Raw genomic sequence first — 15,072 nt, forward strand, 5'->3', positions numbered from 1 at the left:
GGCTTTTAGACCATCAGGGCCAGCTATTGAAGCGTTGACCCAACAAAAAGCCGCCCTGAAAGGGCGGCTATGTAGCACTCGGCCCTGGTCCTGCAAGGCGGTGCCTACGACTTTTCGCTTAGGCTCGACATTGTCGCTGCCCGATCGCCTGTCGGCATACCACCAACTGGCAAAAGCGATACGACTTTCCACTGCAAAAGGCGGACGCGCGGGCGGATCGTCGAAACTGTACCAATGAGCCGTGCAGCCCATTGGTCATTACCTGCAAGGTTAGGCGCGGGCGGCCTGACGCGCGATTGCGCGAACGTCGGCAGGGTTGATACCGATGTCGGCCAGATCGCGTCCGTTCAAGCGCCTGAGCTCGGCCAGCGTCTCGCGCTCACGGCGCCAGATGCGGACACGTTCGATCAAAGCTGCGAACAACATGATAAGGTTCCTCTTCTGCGAGCTTGCGTTGAAGCGAATTCCTCAACGCCGCTCACATTCCCTATATGCCGTTTTTCCCTCGAATGAGGTAGATGCTGCGCTGCACAACAATCATGCAATTTGTGCATACCGCAATGCCGTCATTGTTAGAAAACTGTCAAGAATGGCCAGAGTTGCCTCATTGTGATGCGTGATGTGCATATCTTGTGGCGTTTTGGCGCCTATAACCCTTCAGGGCTGCATATCAGAGACGAAGAGGCGGTATCCGTTCGAGTACCACCTGACGCAGCCGATCATACCGCTCGGTGCACTCAGCAGGGGTCAGAACTAATTTCGCGCCCAAGAATGCCGGCCGAGGCTTAATCGGCGTTACCCCACCAGTAGTACCGCCATACACCAAAGTTGGACTTGGCTTCCCAAGGAGCAGGCGTGCTATAGGGGGCTCGAAAAATAAGAATAAGAAATAGCCTGCATCGTATTGGATTACGAATTTCCGAGATTGTTTTTCAATATAAAATTTCAATAAATTAGAAGATCGATACATAATATTTTTAAATTGGAGTGATTTTCTTGTTTTTATTGGGTCCTGAACGTACGTGACGCCGAAGCGCGCCAAACCCTTGGAAGGTTAGCGGGAGACTGGAGCAATGACGACGAACGGTTCAGGAGATGGCTCGGGGATACGAGCCCGAAAATATCTGCTGGTTGCACGGATCGGGCCGAAGAGTCTTCACGCAAAGTGGCTGGCCGCTGGTGTGGATAGACTTTATGACGTTTTCCTCAGCAGTTACGATGCGGGCTTGCCCGTTGTTCGCGGAGATGGCGTTTATTTCGAATACCGATCTGGCAAAAAAGTCGCGGGATATGACGGGTTCTTGCGCGAGCACGCGGAGTTTATTGGTCGATATAAGTATATATTCTTTCTCGACGAGGACATTTATGCGTCCCCGACTTCTATAAATGGAATTTTTTCTCGTTGCGACCAGTATGATCTCAAGATCGCTCAACCGGCGCTGACATGGGATAGCTATTTCACCTATGCCTGCCTGCTTCGGCAGGGGCGGTATGTCCTGCGATATCTCAATTTCGTGGAGATGATGTGCCCGGTCTTCCGGCATGACGTTCTCGAGCGGATCGCGCCGCTATATGCCCTGGGTTATGAAAGCGGCATTGACCTGATCTGGTGCAATCTCGTCGCCGAGGGCTCCCGCGACTTTGCCGTGATCGACGAATTCCCGGTCCGGCATACCGAGCCGGTCGGCGGCAATAAGAGTGCCAACGGTTTTGCCGACGGGCGCCTCTATGAGGACGATATCCACGCCATTCTTGGGCTATTTCGCCTGCCCTGGCTGCGGGCCACGCCATTCTCGGCCGTTGGCCGGTCAGGACGTGAGACGAAGGGCCGAACAAGCCTGCTGCTATGGGCCCTGATCCTGCTTGCGGCAGCGCCGCTGCGCAGACCGGTGGCAGGGCGCCTGCGCGCTATTCTGGTTCATTGGCGCCATTTGTGGCTGGGAGCCGCCGGCAATATCCCTACAAAATTTCCCGCTGGCATTGCCGGGAGATCGGCTGGCGCCGGTGTACGCGCCACCCGAAGGCCGATGGAAATGACAGGGCGGCACATGCCAATGCCGGGAGCACTGCCGGTTCCTTCGCTTCGTTCAGGGTTGAGACGGCAGGCCGACCGGCGCGAAACCATATCTGCCGAAAGTGGCCTGACCTTCCGGCGAGAGGATCGCTAGCATCAGCGCCACGGCAGCGGCATTGTCGGCATGCGCCAGGGCCAAGCCGTATTCGGGGCCGGTCTCATAGGCTTCGGGCACCTGGATCACTTCCAGGTTCGGCGTAGCCGCCTTGCGCTGCGCCGCGCCGCTGCAATAGCCCATCATCACGTTGATCTGGCCGCTTTTGAAGCCGTCGGCAATCGGATCCTGCCCGGCGGGAACAGGAGCGGTCGAGCCACCAACGATCTTCTGGGCTTTGGCATCCAGCTTGGCGAAGGCTCCCGGGTTTCGCTTGTCGATCAACTGGAACATGGCCCAGGTGTAGTCACCGCCGGGATCGGCCTTGGGCGTGGAAGTGCCGAGCTTCACGGCAGGATCGAGCAGGCGCTCGGCAAAGTTGGAGCCGGCGAGCTTGGCTTCCGGCAGGGCGAAAGCGCAAAGCCGGTTGCGGGTGAACATGACGACGGCGCTCGCCCGACCATCCTTCTGCAATTTGAGGGGGCTGGCCATGTCCGCCGAGGCCAGGATGTCGACCTTGTCGCCCTGCTCGATCTTTTCCCGCATCAGGCCCGAAGGACCGAAGTCCGTATGCACCTTGATGCCGCTCTTCTTGCTGAAATCCTGGGCGATGTCGGTCAGCACCGCACGCAGGCTGCCGGCGCCATAGAGCACCACCTCGTCGGCCCGGGCAGCGGCACTGCCGAGGACCAGACTAGCGGCGAGCAGGATCCTGAACATTTGCTTCTCCCGGAAACGGAGCGGTCGCGCCGACTCGCTATATATGAATGGCTATAGCGTTAACCGGCGAAACACTCGTTTGGCAATGGGAGATCGGGCCGCGCCTGGAAAGCGCGACCCGGGGCGCGGAATCTCCCCGGCTCTTGGCTGCGCATGTTCGCGGGAAGCTGGAATGCAGGCGAGGGCGCCTGCCCAGGGGGTTATTCGGCTGCTTCGCCTCGGCGCCCCTGGGGGCGACGCTCCATCACCTCGCGCAGGAAACGCCCGGTATGGGAACGTGGCTCCCGGATGATCGCTTCCGGCGTGCCTTCGGCAACCACCTCGCCGCCGCCGTCGCCGCCCTCCGGCCCCATGTCAATGACCCAGTCGGCCGTCTTGATGACTTCGAGATTGTGCTCGATCACCACCACGGTATTGCCCTGGTCGACCAGTTCATGCAGCACTTCCAGCAGCTTGGCGACGTCGTGGAAATGCAGGCCCGTGGTCGGCTCGTCGAGGATGTAGAGCGTGCGCCCGGTCGAGCGACGCGACAATTCCTTGGAGAGCTTCACGCGCTGGGCTTCGCCGCCCGACAGGGTGGTCGCCTGCTGGCCGACCTTGACATAGCCCAGGCCGACCCGCGCCAGCGTTTCCATGGTGTTGCGGATGGTCGGCACGGCCTTGAAGAATTCGGCTCCTTCGTCGACCGTCATGTCGAGCACGTCGGCGATCGACTTGTTCTTGAAGCGCACGTCCAAAGTCTCGCGATCGTACCGCTTGCCCTTGCAGACGTCGCAGGTGACGTAGACGTCGGGCAGGAAGTGCATCTCGATCTTGATGACGCCGTCGCCCTGGCAGGCCTCGCAGCGTCCGCCCTTGACGTTGAAGGAGAAGCGCCCCGGCAGATAGCCGCGCGCCTTCGCCTCGGGCAAGCCTGCAAACCATTCGCGGATGGGCGTGAAGGCACCGGTATAGGTCGCCGGATTGGAGCGCGGGGTGCGGCCGATCGGCGACTGATCGATGTCGATGACCTTGTCGATCAGTTCCAGGCCGTCGAGCTTGTCATAGGGGGCAGGGTGCTCCAGCGCGCCGTTCAGCTTGCGGGCGACGGCCTTGTAGATGGTATCGATCAGCAGGGTCGACTTGCCACCGCCGGAAACGCCGGTGACGCAGGTGAACAAGCCGAGCGGCACCTCGACCGAGACATCCTTGAGATTGTTGCCGCGGGCGCCGGTGAGCTTCAGCGCCTTGCCCTTCTGGCGCCGGCGCCGTTCGGCCGGCATCGGGACCGAGAGCTGGCCGGTCAGATATTTGCCGGTGAGGGAAGCCGGATTGGCCATCACCTCGGCCGGCGTGCCCTGGGCTACGACTCGCCCGCCATGCACGCCCGCGCCCGGACCGACATCGACGACATGATCGGCCTGCAGGATGGCATCCTCGTCATGCTCCACCACGATGACGGTGTTGCCGAGTTCGCGCAGGCGCCGCAGCGTTTCGAGCAGGCGCTCGTTGTCGCGTTGGTGCAGGCCGATGGAAGGCTCGTCCAGCACATAGAGCACGCCGCTGAGGCCGGATCCGATCTGCGAGGCCAGGCGGATGCGCTGGCTCTCACCGCCCGAGAGCGTACCGGAATTGCGGGCAAGCGTCAGGTAATCCAGGCCGACATCGACCAGGAAGCGCAGGCGCTCGCGAATCTCCTTGAGGATGCGGACAGCGATCTCGTTCTGCTTGGTGTTGAGCTCGGCCGGCAGCGCTTCGAACCAGTGCTGGGCCTGGCGCACCGACATCGCCGAGATCTCGCCGATATGCTTGTGCGTGACCTTTACCGCCAGGGATTCGGGCTTGAGGCGAAATCCGGCGCAGGCCTTGCATGGCGTGTTCGCCATGAAGCGCGAAATGTCCTCGCGGGCCTGTTCGGAATCTGTCTCCTTCCAGCGCCGCTCCAGATTGGTCACCACGCCTTCGAAAGCCTTGCGGGTCTCATAGGAGCGCAGGCCGTCATCAAAGGAAAAGACGATCTGTTCCTCGCCCGAACCGTAGAGGAACACCTGCTGCACCTTTTCCGGCAGGTCCTTCCAGGGCGTGGTCACGCCGAATTTGTAATGTTTGGCGAGCGCGTCGACCGTCTGGCTGTAATAGGGGCTGGTCGACTTCGCCCAGGGCGCCAGCGCGCCCTTGCGCAGTGACAATGTCTCGTCAGGCACCACTAGCACGGGATCGACTGTCATCTCGGTGCCGATCCCGTCGCAGGACGGGCAGGCACCGAAGGGATTGTTGAAGGAGAACAGCCGCGGTTCGATCTCCGGAATGGTGAAGCCGGAGACGGGGCAGGCAAATTTCTGGCTGAACATCACGCGCTTGGGCGAGCCGTCGGCCTCCTTCTGGTCGGCGAGCTCGACCACGGCAATGCCGTCGGCGAGTTCGAGCGCCGTTTCGAAGGAGTCGGCCAGACGGCTGGCGATGTCGGCGCGCACCACGATGCGGTCCACCACCACGTCGAGGTCATGCTTGAGCTTCTTGTCGAGGGCAGGGGCGTCGGCGATCTCGTAGAAGGTGCCGTCGATCTTGACGCGCTGGAAGCCGCGCTTGAGGAAATCGGCGAGCTCCTTGCGGTATTCGCCCTTGCGCCCGCGCACGACGGGGGCGAGCAGGAACAGGCGGGTGCCTTCCGGCATAGCCATGACCCGGTCCACCATCTGGCTGACCGTCTGGCTTTCGATAGGCAGGCCGGTCGCCGGCGAATAGGGAATGCCGATGCGGGCCCAGAGCAGGCGCATATAGTCATAGATTTCGGTGACCGTCGCCACCGTCGAGCGCGGATTGCGCGATGTGGTCTTCTGCTCGATCGAGATGGCGGGCGACAGGCCGTCGATCTGGTCGACGTCCGGCTTCTGCATCATCTCGAGGAACTGGCGCGCATAGGCCGACAGGCTCTCGACATAGCGGCGCTGCCCTTCGGCATAGATGGTATCGAAGGCAAGCGACGACTTGCCCGAGCCGGAAAGGCCGGTAAAGACTACCAGCTTGTCGCGCGGGATTTCGAGATCGACATTCTTGAGATTGTGCTCGCGAGCGCCGCGCACGGTAATGAAGCGGCGATCGGCAGGCGATGGAACAGCGCTGCCGGAGGTGGGGCGGCCAGACATACGGACGATCCTGTGGGCTTTCAGCCTGAGATAGGCGCTTTGGCTCGCAAATTGAAGGAGGGTGTACGAAAAGACAAGAACAATTCGTGAACTTATCCGCAGAAATTAGCGGCGGCGCGCCAAGCCATACGCTATGCAGGCCGGATGATCGAGATCACACCAACTCTGTCCATCGATGAGCGCGAGATCGTCGAGGATTTCGTACGCTCCTCCGGCCCTGGCGGACAGAACGTCAACAAGCTGTCGACGGCGGTGCAATTGCGTTTCGACATCCGTACTTCGCCTTCACTCCCCAATGAGGTTGCGATCCGGGCTCAGAGGCTCGCCGGGCGCAAGCTGACGCAGGATGGGGTTGTCGTCATTCTTGCCCAGCGTTTCCGCACCCAGGAGCGTAATCGCGAAGATGCCCGCGAGAGGCTGGTTGCGCTTCTGCGCGAGGCGGCGACGCCGCCACCGCCACCCCGCAAGGCGACCAAGCCCTCCAAAGCCGCCAAGGCGCGGCGGCTTGAGTCGAAATCGCGCCGCTCGAACGTCAAATCGCTACGCGGCAGCAAGATTTCGATGGATTGAGATCTGGAAGCGCGCCGCTACCGACCGCCATCATCCTGGCTCATGCCAGGATCAGCGCCTTCACCTCGTCCATCGTCTCGGCGATGTGATCGGCGCCGGCCGCTACCAGGGTTTCCTCGCTGGGGGGCATATGGTGCAGGCCGCCGACGAAGCCGATCGCCGTCATGCCCGCGGCCTTTGCTGCCTTGACGCCGACCACGCTGTCTTCGACCACGACGGTGTCGGCGGGATCCGCGCCGAGCGCCTTTGCCGCATGGAGAAACAGATCCGGCGCCGGTTTCCCCCGCGCCACCAGCTTCGCGCTGAAGATGTTGGGATAGACCAGTTCGAACAGGTTGGTGATGCTGAGGCCGAGACCAAGCTTTGCAGGTGGGCTGTTGGAGGCGACGCAAAAGGGCATAGGCAGGCTTTGGAGCACGTCGCGCACGCCTGGAATGGGTTCCAGACGCTCTACATAGGCCGCTCGCAGCATACTGCGTGTGGTTTCGGCATGGTTCGGCGGCAGCTTGAGTCCGAAATCGTGCTCGAAGCGCTCCTCCAAGGCCTCCTGGGTCAGGCCGAGGAAACGCTGCATCACGTCATGCGCGGTGACTTTTACGCCGAGGGCCGACAAGGCCTCGGCCTCGACTTCGGCCGACAGGATCTCGCTGTCGACGAGAACACCATCGCAATCGAAAATCACCAGAGAGAAGGACATGGGAACCGCCTGATCCAAGAAGACGTGCAGAGGCCGGCGTGCCGCGATTCTTGTCAAGCCAGGTCCGAGCGGGGGGATGATGGCGCGTGGCCACGAGTTCCGGCAAGTTCTTTCCAACGATTCGAGGCTGCCATGTCCATCATCCCGTCGCTGAGCTGCGAAGAAAGCTGGATGCGCAAGTCCGCGCTCCATTATCTCGGCCAGCGATCGACCAGCGTCGCCAACCTCCGTCAGGTCCTGCAGCGAAGGGCACGCCGCAAATTGGGTCCGGAAGCTGACGTCGCCGACCTGATCGAGCGCACGATCGGCTATTGCCGGCAGCTCGGTTTCATCGACGACGCCAGTTTTGTGGAGGCACGCCTTCACGCCGGACGCAGCCGGGGCCTTTCGGCGCGCCGGATCGGCGCTGCCCTGGCTGCCAAGGGCGTCGATCGCACTTTGGTGGCTGAGGCTCTTGCGGGAGAGGAAAGTGACGCAGCCGAAGAAAGGGCCGCTGCACGGCTGGCACAGCGCCGGCGCATCGGTCCCTGGCGCCGGACGGACAAGGAAGCCGAGATCGAACGGGAAATCGCTATATTGGCACGCGGTGGCTTTGCCGTTTCGCTGGCACGCCGCATCATCATCGCGGATCCCGACGAAATCCGCGCTCTTCTCGAAATTTGAAATCTTGCGTCTGCCGAGCGCAGCGTGTTTTGTATGATGAATACAGTCCTCTTGGCGGAATCGGCATGTTCGAACTTTTCTGGCGCGGCGTTGCGATCGGCGTTGGTGCAACGATCCTGATGGATCTATGGGCGATCCTGCTGCACAAATTCTTCGGTGAGAACCTGCCGAACTGGGCGCCTGTCGGCCGTTGGTTCTGGCATCTGAAAGAGGGCCGCGTCTTCCATGACGATATCGGCAAGGCCGCACCCTATGCCCATGAATTGGCGTTGGGCTGGATTGGCCATTACGTGGTTGGCATTCTCTACGGCGTGATCCTGGTGGTCTTCGCCGGAGGGGCCTGGCTGGCGAATCCGACATTCCTGCCGGCCTGGATCCTCGGCATCGTCACGGTGGGGGCTGGCTGGTTCTTGCTGCAACCCGGGCTCGGCATTGGCTGGGCTGCGTCGAAAACGCCCAATCCCACCAAGGTGCGCCTGCTCAATCTGGTTGCGCACACGGTATTCGCGATCGGCCTGTGGGGAACGGCCCTGATCATCCGCTGACGGATCAGGGCAGGTCGCGCCAGGAGGCGAACATGGCGGCCTGGCCATGGCGGATGCCGGCCTCGTCGATGACCTCCCAGACGGTGGCATTCTCGATGAAGAAGCGCCGGCCCGATTTGGCGATGCGCACGCCGCGATAATCGGCGATGAATCCCTGGCTCCTGACCGTATCGAGCAGGCGCTGGCGTTCGTCTCGATCCGGAAATTCCGCCGATAGGCGGGATGGCAATTGCGTCAACTCCTCCCAACCATATTCAAAACAAGCCTGTACAGCCTTGTTTCCATAGATGAAAATGGGATCTGGCTGGGTGTCGTGGGCCAGGAGGCAGAAGGGCGCCTCGGCATAGAGCCATGCTGCGTCTGGCCGGCTGCCTGGCAGGGTTTGAAAAAGCCCGTGCCCCATCAGGCGACAGAGGCTGCGGTCGAGCAGGGCAGCAAAATCCGCATTGCCGGCAAGGTCCGGCCAGGTCGCGGCGAGCCCAAGGGGGAATGTCATGATCGGATGGCGGTTGAAGGGATGGAGCCGTGCGACCGGCTCGCCGAAGCGAGAGCCGCTGGATGACGCCGCGAATGTCGTCGCCTAGCGGCAACCGGTCAAGCCCGGCAGCGGAAATTGATCGGACAAAATTTCCCACCCGACTTGCGACTGACATGTCAGTCTGTTATCAATAATTGCACATTGAAAATTCGATGGAAGACTGGGATGACGCATCAACGGTTCGGCCTTTCGGCGGCATTGACCACACCCTTCGATGGCCACGGGCAAGTTGACGTCACCCGCGCTGTCGCCCATGCGCGCTGGTGCCTTGCCAATGGTTGCGGCAGCGTCACGTTGTTCGGCACCACCGGGGAGGGAGCCTCGATCGCTTCCGCTGAACGCGACATCTTGCTGTCGGGCTTCCTGGCTGACGGCATCGAGGCGCGGCAGATCGTGGTGGGCGTGATGGCAAATGCCATTGCCGATGCTGCCGCTCAGGCGCGGCAGGCGCTCGATGCCGGTTGTCGCGGCGTGCTGCTGGCACCGCCTTCCTATTTCAAGGGCTTGCAGGACGATGGCCTGTTCGCCTGGTTTGCCGCCGTGTTCGAGGCGGTCGGGCCGAAGGCGAGGGGCGTCTATCTCTACAACATTCCCTCGGTCACAGCCGTGGAGCTTTCGGTGGACCTGATCGGGCGACTGAAGCAGGCGTTCCCGTCGGTGGTGGCCGGCGTCAAGGATTCCTCAGGCAATTGGCCGTTTACGAAGTCTCTGCTGGAAGCCCATGGTGACCTTGCCATCCTGATCGGCGACGAGCGAGGCCTGGCGGCCGGCGTGCGTCTGGGCGGGCAGGGGGCGATCTCCGGCATGGCGAATATCTGTCCCGAGCGCCTGCTCCCCATGGTTCACGAGGGGCGGGACGATGCGGGGCTGGTCGCCTTCGTCGACGAACTCGTCCACTATCCGGTCATCCCGGCCGTCAAGGCGATGGTTGCCTATCGTACCGGCGATGCGGCATGGTCGGCCACAAGGGCGCCGCTGGTGACGTTGCCCGAGAATGATGCCAAGAAGCTGGCGGGCCTGTTTGATCGCATCGGACAGACGAAGGCAGCCTAAAGGCGTCGCAATAGAGGCTGGAGAAAGGTGCGATTCGGCAAAAATCGCATTGCTCCGGACCAGGGAGGGGGGCGAATGGAGGAAGGCGGCGAACCGCTGCGGTTGCGGGAAAAGGCCTATGCCAGTTTCACCCGCCACCTGCTGGCGCGCGATGTCCGTCCCGGCCAATTCGTATCCCAGCGCGAACTGGTGGCCCTGACCGGCCTGCCGCTCGGCGCCATCCGCGAACTCGTACCGCGCCTGGAAGCGGAGGGCTTGCTCTCCACCATTCCCCAGCGGGGCATCCAGATCGCCCATATTGACCTCAACCTCATTAAAGACGCCTTTCAGTTCCGTCTCTTCCTCGAAAAAGAGGCCGTGGCCCTTTTTACAGTGTCGGCGTCCGATGGCCTGCTGGCGAAGCTGCGCCGCGAGCACGAGGACATGCTGGCCCGGGGACTGTCGGAGGATCTGGCGCCCGAGATGGTGGAACAGGCGCAGGCGACCGACTGGAACCTGCACGACACCATTATCGACTCCATCGGCAACGAGATCATCGCCAAGGCCTACCGCGTCAACTCGATCAAGATGCGCCTGATCAACCAGGAGCGTTTCCGTATCGACGGTCGCGTGGTGCCGGTGATGCGCGAGCACCTTGCCATTCTCGATGCCATCGAGAGCAGAGAGCCGCAAAGGGCCGTGGACGCCATTGCCGAACACATCAACAACGCCCGTGCCCTGGCGCTGAAGGTCTAGCGCCGGGACGATCCACGAGACAGACGATCCAGAAGAAGCTTTGGGAGGAGGAACCTATGAGTTTTGATTTGTTGAAGCCGTCGCGCCGGCAATTCCTGGCCGGTTCCGCCGCACTCGGTGCTGCCGGTCTCACCGGTATCTGGCCGGCCTTCGCGGCGGTAGACTGGAAGAAATATGCCGGCACCACGCTCGAGGTGAATCTGATCAAGAGCCCGCGTGGCGATACGCTGCAGAAATATCAGAAGGAATTCGAGGAACTGACCGGCATCAAGGTCAATGCCGAGCAGACGCCCGAGCAGCAGCAGCGCCAGAAGGCGGTGATCGAGCTGACTTCTGGCAAGCCGAGTTTCGACGTCATCCACGTCAGCTATCACGTGCAGAAGCGCCAGTTCGAAAAGGCCGGCTGGCTGGCCGATCTCGGTCCGTTCCTCAAGAACCCCGAGCTGACGGATCCTTCCCTGGTCGAAAGCGATTTCGCCGCCGCTGGCCTGGCCTTCGCCAAGGACAAGAATGGCCGCTTCGGCGCGCTGCCCTTCTCGGTGGACTATTGGATCGTCTATTGGAACAAGGACCTGTTCGCCGCCAAGGGGCTTGAATATCCCAAGACCTTCGAGGAGATGGTCAAGGCGGCCGAAACCATCACGGATGCCAGCAACAATATTGCGGGCTTCGTGGCTCGCGGCGCCAAGAATGCCAATGTGCCGGTGTGGACCAGCTTCCTGCTCGGCCATGGCAAGAACCCCGTCGGCGCCGACGGTTCGCTGCAGACCGATTCCGCCGAGGCGATCGAGGCTGCCGCGCTCTATCAGCGCCTGATGACCAAGTCGGCGCCGCGCGGCGTTACCGGTTTCAATTGGGCTGAATGCCAGTCCGCCTTCCTGCAGGGCAAGGTCGGCATGTGGCTCGACGGTGTCGGTTTCGCCCCGCCGCTCGAAAATCCGCAGAAGTCCCGCGTGGTCGGCAAGGTCGGCTATGGCGTGATGCCCAAGGGGCCGGCGGCGCAGGCCTCCGCTACCTTCGGCGACGGCATCGGCGTCACCGAGGCCTCGGCCAAGAAGGAAGCGGCCTATCTCTATTGCCAGTGGGCGATTTCCAAGGAAATGGGGGCACGGCTGCTGCAGGCCGGAGCGGGCGTGCCGTTCCGCAATTCGATCCTGAACGACGCCAAGGTACGCGAAGGCGTCACCATGCCAGGTGCCTGGGTGGACTGCGTGGCCCAATCGGCCCCGATCAGCCAGCTCGGGCTTCCCGTGATCATCCCGGTCACCGAGTTCCGCGACATCATCGGTGTGGGCCTGACCAATCTGCTCGGTGGCGCCGATCCGGCGACCGAGATGAAGAAGGCGACGGAAGCCTTCAAGCCTGTGCTCGCCCGCAGCGAGGCGCAATGAGCGTCGAAAGCCCGGCCGTGGTGTCCGTCCAGACGAACAATGGTGCGTCCGGCCCGCTGAGGCCGGGCTATTGGCCCTTCATCCTGCCGGCACTCCTACTCGTAGCGGCGGTGATCGTCTTTCCCTGGCTGTTCACCGTCGGCATGAGCGCGAACGCCTGGCAGGTCGGCTCGGCGCCGCGCTTCGTGGGGCTGGAGAACTATATCCGCCTTGCCGGCGATATGCGGTTCTGGGAGTCGATGTGGCACACGCTCACCTACACCGTGCTCTCGGTGGTGGCGCCGCTGATCCTGGGTACGCTGGCGGCCCTGGTGTTCGATTCGAAGATGCCGTTGCGTGGATTGCTGCGCGGCATTTTCGTGATGCCGATGATGGCGACGCCTGTCGCCGTGGCTTTGGTCTGGACCATGATGTTCCACCCCCAGCTCGGCGTGCTGAACTATCTGTTGTCGCTGGTCGGCATTCCGGCCCAGGCCTGGATCTTCGAGCAGGGCACGGTGATCCCCTCCCTGGTGCTGGTCGAGACCTGGCAATGGACGCCGCTGATCATGCTCATCGTGCTTGGTGGACTGGCCTCGATGCCGCGCGAGCCCTTCGAGGGCGCGGAGATCGACGGGGCCAATGCCTGGCAGAAATTCCGCTATATCACGCTGCCGATGATCCTGCCGTTCATGATGATCGCGGTGATCATCCGCTCGATCGATGCGCTCAAGAGCTTCGACATCATCTATGCCATGACGCAGGGTGGCCCGGGCACGGCCTCCGAGACCATCAATCTCTATCTCTACAACGTGGCCTTCTCCTATTATGACATCGGCTACGGCTCGGCGATCGCCGTGGTGTTCTTCATCATCATCATCGTGATGTCGCTGGTGCTGCTGCATCTGCGCCAGCGTGCGAAATGGAACACGTGAGGCGGTGATGATGAGTATTTGGATGATGAAGCTTCGGTCGATGACACCTCGACGTCTCCTGCGTCTCGCCGGCACGCTCTTTCTCGGCTTCGTCGTGGTGTCGCCGGCACTGCTGTTCTTCATCTGGATGCTGTCGCTCTCGCTGAAATACGAGATCGACAATGGCGCCTATCCGCCGATCCTGATCCCCGAGCAGTTCGCCTGGTCGAACTACACCGAGATCTTCGCCACCAACGATTTCCTGCGCTATTTCTGGAACAGCGTGATCGTCACCGGCGCGGCCACGGCGCTGGCGCTGATCGTCGGAGTGCCGGCTGGCTATGGCATCGCCCGCATCAAGGCCGACAAGGCAGCGATGGTGATCATGATCGCGCGCATGACGCCGGGTCTGTCCTTCTTGATACCGATGTTCCTTCTGTTCCAGTCGCTCGGCTTGCTCGGCACGCTCTGGCCGCAGATCATCATCCACCTGGTGGTGACGATCCCGATCGTGATCTGGATCATGATCGGCTATTTCGAGACGACGCCTTTGGAACTGGAAGAGGCGGCGATGATCGACGGCGCCTCGCGCTGGCAGATCTTCTACAAAGTGGCGCTGCCGATCGCCAAGCCAGGCATCGTGGTCTCCCTGATCCTGGCCGTGATTTTCTCCTGGAACAATTTCGTCTTCGGCATCGTGCTGGCCAGCCGCGAGACGCGCACCCTGCCGGTTGCCGTCTACAACATGCTGTCCTTCGAACAGGTGAGCTGGGGCCCGCTCGCCGCCGCGGCTCTGGTGGTGACGCTGCCGGTGCTGCTGCTGACCCTGTTCGCCCAGCGCCAGATCGTGGCAGGCTTGACGGCGGGGGCAGTGAAGTAAGGGATATCTCCTGCCACTTCCACATGGCAGAACCGTGCTTGGTGACAGCCTCCACCATCACCCCATGCCAGTCAGGAATTACGCAGCGTTTTCTGACGCGTATGCATTGTCGTGAGGGAGGCTGTAATCGGTTGGCTCAAGCCAGGCACGCATTCGGCCTCGATCGCGTGCCAGCTCGATCTCGAGGGTGACCACACCGACGGCGTCTGCCCACAAGCTGGAAGCGATGGTGCCCCGCCCATTCGTCCAGCGCCAGCGATCGCCCTGCCATTGCTGGATGGCGTGGAACCCTTCCGAAAGACCTGCATGATTAGCATCGAAGGTATTCCGTTGGGGGGCTATTAGCCCGCAGCTTTTATAGGGCGACGCAAAGAAAAACCCGGCGAGGGAGCTCGCCGGGTTCGAATTTTCAACCGTAAAGTCGAACGGTCTCAGGCCTGCCCGATCGGCGGAATGCGCAGCACCCAGCCGGGGAGGATGTGGTCGGGGTCCTTGACCGGCGGGGTGTTGGCCTTGACGATCTCTTTGTAGAGATTGCCCTTGCCCTTGCCGTAATGCTTCTCGGCGATGGCCCAGAGCGTGTCGCCCTTCACCACCGTATACATGGTCGAGGGCGTTCCGGGGGTGTTGACGCCAAGCTGGCTGTCGACCTGCGCCACACCATTGTTGTTGCCGGCGGTAAGAATGATCTTCTCGGCGATTTCCTGGGAAGGAGCCATGCCACCCAGGACGACCTTGTCGCCGTCCACCGACACATTCAAGCCTTCGGCCTTGAGGCCAGCATCCTCGATCTGCTTTTTCACCAGCGCGGCAATGTCGGTGGGAGCCGCTGCCGCCGGCGCTGCTGGCGCCGCCTCGGCCTTGCTCGAACCGAACATCTTATGGCCGGCGTCCTTGATGAAATTGAACAGTCCCATGTTCACTCCAGGCGTGTCAGGCAAAATTACCTAAAGGGAGGCTAGCATGGAACGGTTGTGCGGTCACATGGATTCGAGCCGCGCGGGCACTGCAAGTGCAGGGCATGTCGAAGCAGTCGGCAACGCAGTGTTGTTGATGGCACTCATACCTGCCTGACAGGTGAAAGAAGGGCGAAT

Annotated in this window: 15 protein-coding genes; 9 read left to right on the forward strand and 6 right to left on the reverse strand. The window is 61.7% G+C overall.

Annotated features, from left to right (window positions below; all coding sequences use genetic code 11):
* Positions 1-270 precede the first annotated feature (270 nt).
* Positions 271-426 (reverse strand): DUF1127 domain-containing protein, encoded by a 156-nt coding sequence (locus ACTJKX_RS05190; RefSeq protein ID WP_082979542.1) that lies wholly within the window; start codon positions 424-426, stop codon positions 271-273.
* Positions 427-1,073: 647 nt separating this feature from the next.
* On the opposite strand from ACTJKX_RS05190, the gene ACTJKX_RS05195 reads away from it, so the two are divergent.
* Complete coding sequence (locus ACTJKX_RS05195; RefSeq protein WP_440724584.1) at positions 1,074-2,168, forward strand: hypothetical protein; 1,095 nt, start codon at positions 1,074-1,076, stop codon at positions 2,166-2,168.
* On the opposite strand, the gene ACTJKX_RS05200 is transcribed toward ACTJKX_RS05195, so the two are convergent.
* Together ACTJKX_RS05200 and uvrA are read right to left on the reverse strand one after the other, a co-directional pair.
* Positions 2,088-2,888, reverse strand: a complete 801-nt coding sequence (locus ACTJKX_RS05200) for an extracellular solute-binding protein (RefSeq protein WP_394308867.1) — start codon at positions 2,886-2,888, stop codon at positions 2,088-2,090. The two genes, ACTJKX_RS05195 and ACTJKX_RS05200, sit on opposite strands and share 81 nt — an antisense overlap.
* A 200-nt stretch (positions 2,889-3,088) precedes the next feature.
* Positions 3,089-6,013 (reverse strand): excinuclease ABC subunit UvrA, encoded by a 2,925-nt coding sequence (gene uvrA / locus ACTJKX_RS05205; protein ID WP_311936011.1) that lies wholly within the window; start codon positions 6,011-6,013, stop codon positions 3,089-3,091.
* A 144-nt stretch (positions 6,014-6,157) separates the two neighbouring features.
* On the opposite strand from uvrA, the gene arfB reads away from it, so the two are divergent.
* A complete protein-coding gene (gene arfB, locus ACTJKX_RS05210) occupies positions 6,158-6,583 on the forward strand; it encodes an alternative ribosome rescue aminoacyl-tRNA hydrolase ArfB (protein ID WP_367622775.1) in 426 nt (141 codons plus the stop codon).
* Positions 6,584-6,623: 40 nt separating this feature from the next.
* Here arfB and ACTJKX_RS05215 read toward each other — a convergent pair whose 3' ends face one another.
* A complete protein-coding gene (locus tag ACTJKX_RS05215; RefSeq protein WP_367622774.1) occupies positions 6,624-7,280 on the reverse strand; it encodes an HAD-IA family hydrolase in 657 nt (218 codons plus the stop codon).
* A 132-nt stretch (positions 7,281-7,412) separates the two neighbouring features.
* Between ACTJKX_RS05215 and ACTJKX_RS05220 the strand changes: the two genes are divergently transcribed.
* Together ACTJKX_RS05220 and ACTJKX_RS05225 are read left to right on the forward strand one after the other, a co-directional pair.
* Positions 7,413-7,943 (forward strand): regulatory protein RecX, encoded by a 531-nt coding sequence (locus ACTJKX_RS05220; protein WP_440724585.1) that lies wholly within the window; start codon positions 7,413-7,415, stop codon positions 7,941-7,943.
* A gap of 65 nt (positions 7,944-8,008) precedes the next feature.
* Entirely contained in the window at positions 8,009-8,488 is a 480-nt protein-coding gene (locus tag ACTJKX_RS05225; protein WP_311936024.1) for a DUF2938 domain-containing protein, read from the forward strand.
* Between the two features lie 4 nt (positions 8,489-8,492).
* Here ACTJKX_RS05225 and ACTJKX_RS05230 read toward each other — a convergent pair whose 3' ends face one another.
* Entirely contained in the window at positions 8,493-8,984 is a 492-nt protein-coding gene (locus tag ACTJKX_RS05230; protein WP_440724586.1) for an MEKHLA domain-containing protein, read from the reverse strand.
* Between the two features lie 207 nt (positions 8,985-9,191).
* On the opposite strand from ACTJKX_RS05230, the gene ACTJKX_RS05235 reads away from it, so the two are divergent.
* The 5 genes from ACTJKX_RS05235 to ACTJKX_RS05255 all read left to right on the forward strand — a co-directional run bounded on the left by ACTJKX_RS05235 (position 9,192) and on the right by ACTJKX_RS05255 (position 13,978).
* On the forward strand, positions 9,192-10,079 hold the full coding sequence (locus tag ACTJKX_RS05235) for a dihydrodipicolinate synthase family protein (RefSeq protein ID WP_440724587.1): 888 nt from the start codon (positions 9,192-9,194) through the stop codon (positions 10,077-10,079).
* A gap of 75 nt (positions 10,080-10,154) precedes the next feature.
* Positions 10,155-10,814 carry a GntR family transcriptional regulator gene (locus ACTJKX_RS05240; RefSeq protein ID WP_311936031.1) on the forward strand — a complete coding sequence of 220 codons (660 nt, stop codon included), beginning with the start codon at positions 10,155-10,157 and terminating at the stop codon, positions 10,812-10,814.
* Between the two features lie 56 nt (positions 10,815-10,870).
* A complete protein-coding gene (locus ACTJKX_RS05245) occupies positions 10,871-12,205 on the forward strand; it encodes an ABC transporter substrate-binding protein (RefSeq protein WP_440724588.1) in 1,335 nt (444 codons plus the stop codon).
* Entirely contained in the window at positions 12,202-13,119 is a 918-nt protein-coding gene (locus ACTJKX_RS05250; RefSeq protein ID WP_367622770.1) for a carbohydrate ABC transporter permease, read from the forward strand. Before ACTJKX_RS05245 ends, ACTJKX_RS05250 begins: the two co-directional genes overlap by 4 nt.
* A gap of 40 nt (positions 13,120-13,159) precedes the next feature.
* Positions 13,160-13,978 carry a carbohydrate ABC transporter permease gene (locus ACTJKX_RS05255; RefSeq protein WP_149250883.1) on the forward strand — a complete coding sequence of 273 codons (819 nt, stop codon included), beginning with the start codon at positions 13,160-13,162 and terminating at the stop codon, positions 13,976-13,978.
* 431 nt (positions 13,979-14,409) lie between these two features.
* On the opposite strand, the gene lysM is transcribed toward ACTJKX_RS05255, so the two are convergent.
* Positions 14,410-14,895, reverse strand: a complete 486-nt coding sequence (lysM, locus tag ACTJKX_RS05260) for a peptidoglycan-binding protein LysM (protein WP_440724589.1) — start codon at positions 14,893-14,895, stop codon at positions 14,410-14,412.
* Between the last annotated feature and the right edge of the window lie 177 nt (positions 14,896-15,072).

The organism is Labrys sp. 22185, from assembly GCF_052045555.1.
GTDB lineage: Bacteria > Pseudomonadota > Alphaproteobacteria > Rhizobiales > Labraceae > Labrys > Labrys neptuniae.